Raw genomic sequence first — 3908 nt, forward strand, 5'->3', positions numbered from 1 at the left:
TCACTAGACTCATAGAATATGATTATATCTTAATTATTATTAATAATCAAAATTTTATCCCTCTCGTGGCCTAATAGTTATTTCCCAAAATAATGAAGTCTAAAGCCACCCATCTTAAATCGGGGCTGTTTCATTCTTGCGAAAAAAAAAGAAGGAGATAGACAAGATGGTAAATTTTGATAAAATAGTAAGTATTTTGGTCAAATTTATCAATTATTCTTGAAGGTCAATTAACAAAATATTGTTATTTTAGCCAATTGAATCAGATATTTAGTCAGAGTTTAACGATATTCTAAAACTGAAAAATCGGCAAATTTTGGTAAATTTCTCTATATCCCCGATCCCCTCATCTCCTGTTATCCTTAAATCATTAACTTACGATACTTTCAAACAGCCCTGCCTATCTTAAAGGGGATCAAAAAATATTCGCGACTTGCTATTTCAATTTCGGGCGTTTCTGATGCTTGGGTATGATTCGTATTTTTTAGTAGTTACTAAACTCTTGAATAAGAAATATTTCAGATTGCTCAATTTTTATTTTCATACCTTGATTCAGCAAGCCCAATTTCCATGCTTTAGTCGGAGGTACTAATAACTGATAACTGAAATGACTTCCCCCTTTATACCTAAATAATGGTTAAAATATTAATTACTATAGTAGAATAATTATACTAAAAAAACTATTGCACAATGGTTGAAGAAAAAAACAAAAAAATTATCGGTACTAGAGAAGCTGCATATTTATTAGGTATTTCAACTCAACGTTTGCGGATCTTATTATCTCAAGGTCGAGTTAAAAATGCTGAAAAGGAAAATGGATTTTGGAAAATACCTGCTTATGGGCGTCAAGGTTATGAAATGCCAATAATTTTTCCTGGTACTAGAGGTCCGAAAGGTAATTGGTGCAAGGAAAAGCGCACTAAACCTACAATGATTCATGTTAATCAGCACATAATTAAGGAAAATGCCAAAAATCCACTAAAGGAATTGAAGCCAGTAATTTCTGTAAAGGAGACTAAGCGTAATGACTATGGTTATCAGTTGGAAATTAAAGGTCCTTGTCGAATAGTATATCATCCTCACGACCCGGCCGAGTGTGGCGCTCATTTGTGGATTGATACTTTTAGTAGAGTGCAATTTGTGGATACCAATTTTAACCCTATTACTGCTTGTCGAGCCTATAAGTATATATAGTGGACTTTTCATCTTAAATGTTGCAATAGAAAAGTGTGTGGAGATTGCTTCACTGTCGTTCGCAATGACAAATCTAATGCACTATTTTAGTTGAAACGGTCTAATAGGTATAGGAAAGTTTGAATGTTTGACCAAACTAAAGCACCAATAATTGAGACCCTCAAAAATCTTAGCCAAAAATCCCATGCTCCTTTCTACACACCAGGACACAAACAAGGAAAAGGAATTGCACAGCCACTCACTGATTTATTAGGAACAAAAGTCTTTCCAGCAGATTTACCAGAGTTACCAGAACTAGATAACTTGTTTACTCCAAATGGTGTGATTCAGGAATCTCAAGAATTAGCAGCAGAAACCTTCGGCGCATTAGAAACTAAATTTCTAGTCAACGGTTCCACTACAGGAATTATAGCCGGAATTCTGGCTACTTGTGGGAATGGCGACAAAATAATTTTACCTCGGAATATCCATCAATCAATAATTTCTGGACTAATTTTATCTGGAGCAATTCCAATTTTCATCCATCCAGACTATGAGTCAGATTGGGATATTCACCTAAGTGTCACTCCTAAATCTATTGCCCAAACCTTAGCAAAATATCCCGATGCCAAAGCAGTAATGATAGTATATCCCACCTATCATGGTGTCTGTGGAGATATTACAGCGATCGCCCAAGAAGTCCATAAATATAATATTCCTCTTTTAGTAGATGAGGCTCACGGTCCACATTTTGCTTTTCATTCAGAGTTACCCACACCAGCATTAGTGGGTGGAGCAGATTTAACAGTACAGTCGATTCATAAAGTCTTAGGGGCAATGACTCAAGCATCAATGCTGCATTTAGGGAGCCAACGCATAGACTCTTATCGACTCAACCAAGCTTTACAGATGTTACAGTCTAGCAGTCCAAATTATTTACTTTTGGCATCTCTCGACGCTGCGCGTCAACAAATGTCTTTGTTTGGTCAAGAACTAATGAGCCAAACCATACAATTAGCTAATGATGCTAGAAATAGAATTAGTCAGTTACCAAATTTTTCTGTATTTGACAAGGAAGAAAGAAGGAAGAAGTTTGAAGGAAAAAGTTTGACATCCTTAACAGGAGAATCTGAGTTATTAACGAATGATTGTGAAGAAGGGAGTTGGAAATCAGGAGCAATATTCTCTATTCCCAATTACCCAATTGAGAATTATTTCAACCCAGGATTTATTGCTCTTGACCAAACGAGATTAACTATTAAAGTTTCTAATATTGGGTTGAGTGGCTATGAAGCTGATGAAATTTTACATCAGGAATTAGGAGTCACCTGTGAATTACCTAGTTTCCAACATCTGACATTTATTATTTCCATAGGAAATACAAAGGCAGATATCGATCAATTAGTAACAGCTTTAACCAGTTTAAGGTCTCGGAGTAGGGTTAACCTGCCTATCCACCACAGGAAAAAACTTGACCTAGATATGATTTATTTTTCTATACCAGTCTCTCCTAGAGATGCTTTTTTTGCTCATAAAAATTGTTTGCCCATCGAAGAATCTTTAGGACATATCAGTGCCGAATTAATTTGTCCCTATCCACCTGGGATTCCAGTATTAATACCTGGTGAAATTATTACAGAAAAACATCTTCAGATATTTGAACAAGTCCTAAGATTCGGTGGCATAATAACAGGATGTAGTGACCCTAGTCTTAAAACTATCAAAGTCTCTAGATTTTAGTTTTGACCATTTATCAAACCTGAGATTAATTTAAGGGATAGTACATCACACTTAGTTGATAAGTAAAACTCAAATACTTCTTAACTAAATTGAGGGATATTATGTAGATGTAGTAAAAAAATTATAGTGCTATGTATCAGTCTTTAAACACATAGTGAGTCTTGGGAATCCCACTACCTAGCTTAGTTTGAGAGTTGAGAGGATGTTAATCCTTCCTTATTTATTGCTATAGCAGTTGAAGCAAAGAGCGCGGACATTTCTAAATCCTGAAGTCCTTTGACAGTTTACTATTCCCTATTCCCTATTCCCTATTCCCTAGCGCTATACAAAAATAATTTTCTATGCCTTCCCAACTTTGGCCTTATGTTACTCCAGGTATCCCAGATGACTTATTTGAACGTTTACCTGGTATTCCCATGAGTAAGCGAGAAGTCCGCTTACTGTTAATATCTTATTTACGATTACAATCAGATTCAGTAGTATGGGACATTGGTGCAGGAACAGGAACCATATCAGTAGAAATCGGCTTGATATGTCCTCAAGGTCGAGTTATTGCCATAGAAAGGGATGAAGAAGTAGCAAGTTTAATTAGGAGAAATTGTGACCGCTTTGGAGTAGAAAATGTCACAGTAGTTGAAGGTAATGCTCCTGAATGTCTTGATAGTTTAACTGATGCACCTAGCCGTGTCTGTATAGGTGGAGGTCGTTATATCAAAGTTATACTGGAAGAGGTTTGGAAAAGATTATTACCACAAGGTCGCATTATTGCTACTGCTGCTAATCTAGAAAGTCTTTATGCTGTTTCTGAAAGTTTTGCTGATTTACAAGTTAGGAATGTAGAGGTAGTGCAGTCGGCAGTAAATCGTCTGGAGACGAGAGGAATACATCAAACCTTCGCAGCAATTAATCCTATATTTATTTTGAGTGGAGAAAAAATAAATTAATTTTTTCCTCAGCTTCAAGTAAAGAAAATTAACAATAGAATAATATTATAT

General features: G+C 35.7%; 3 protein-coding genes. All 3 read left to right on the forward strand.

The annotated features are described in order from the left end of the window. Positions 1-690: 690 nt before the first annotated feature. The 3 genes from AFK68_RS06885 (at position 691) to cbiT (ending at position 3857) form a co-directional block, all read left to right on the forward strand. Positions 691-1194, forward strand: coding sequence for a hypothetical protein (locus AFK68_RS06885; RefSeq protein WP_246844038.1), 504 nt, complete (start codon positions 691-693; stop codon positions 1192-1194). Positions 1195-1317: 123 nt separating this feature from the next. Continuing rightward, positions 1318-2913, forward strand: a complete 1596-nt coding sequence (locus tag AFK68_RS06890; protein WP_094672119.1) for an aminotransferase class I/II-fold pyridoxal phosphate-dependent enzyme — start codon at positions 1318-1320, stop codon at positions 2911-2913. A 341-nt stretch (positions 2914-3254) separates the two neighbouring features. Next, positions 3255-3857, forward strand: coding sequence for a precorrin-6Y C5,15-methyltransferase subunit CbiT (gene cbiT, locus AFK68_RS06895; protein ID WP_094672120.1), 603 nt, complete (start codon positions 3255-3257; stop codon positions 3855-3857). Positions 3858-3908 lie beyond the last annotated feature (51 nt).

The sequence above is a fragment of the Hydrocoleum sp. CS-953 genome, assembly GCF_002260545.1.
GTDB lineage: Bacteria > Cyanobacteriota > Cyanobacteriia > Cyanobacteriales > Microcoleaceae > Trichodesmium.

Excerpts from the sequence above, each read along its gene's own strand:
- AFK68_RS06885 (WP_246844038.1), top strand. The coding sequence starts at position 691 with ATGGTTGAAGAAAAAAACAAAAAAATTATCGGTACTAGAGAAGCTGCA.
- cbiT (WP_094672120.1), top strand. The coding sequence starts at position 3,255 with ATGCCTTCCCAACTTTGGCCTTATGTTACTCCAGGTATCCCAGATGAC.
- AFK68_RS06890 (WP_094672119.1), top strand. The coding sequence starts at position 1,318 with ATGTTTGACCAAACTAAAGCACCAATAATTGAGACCCTCAAAAATCTT.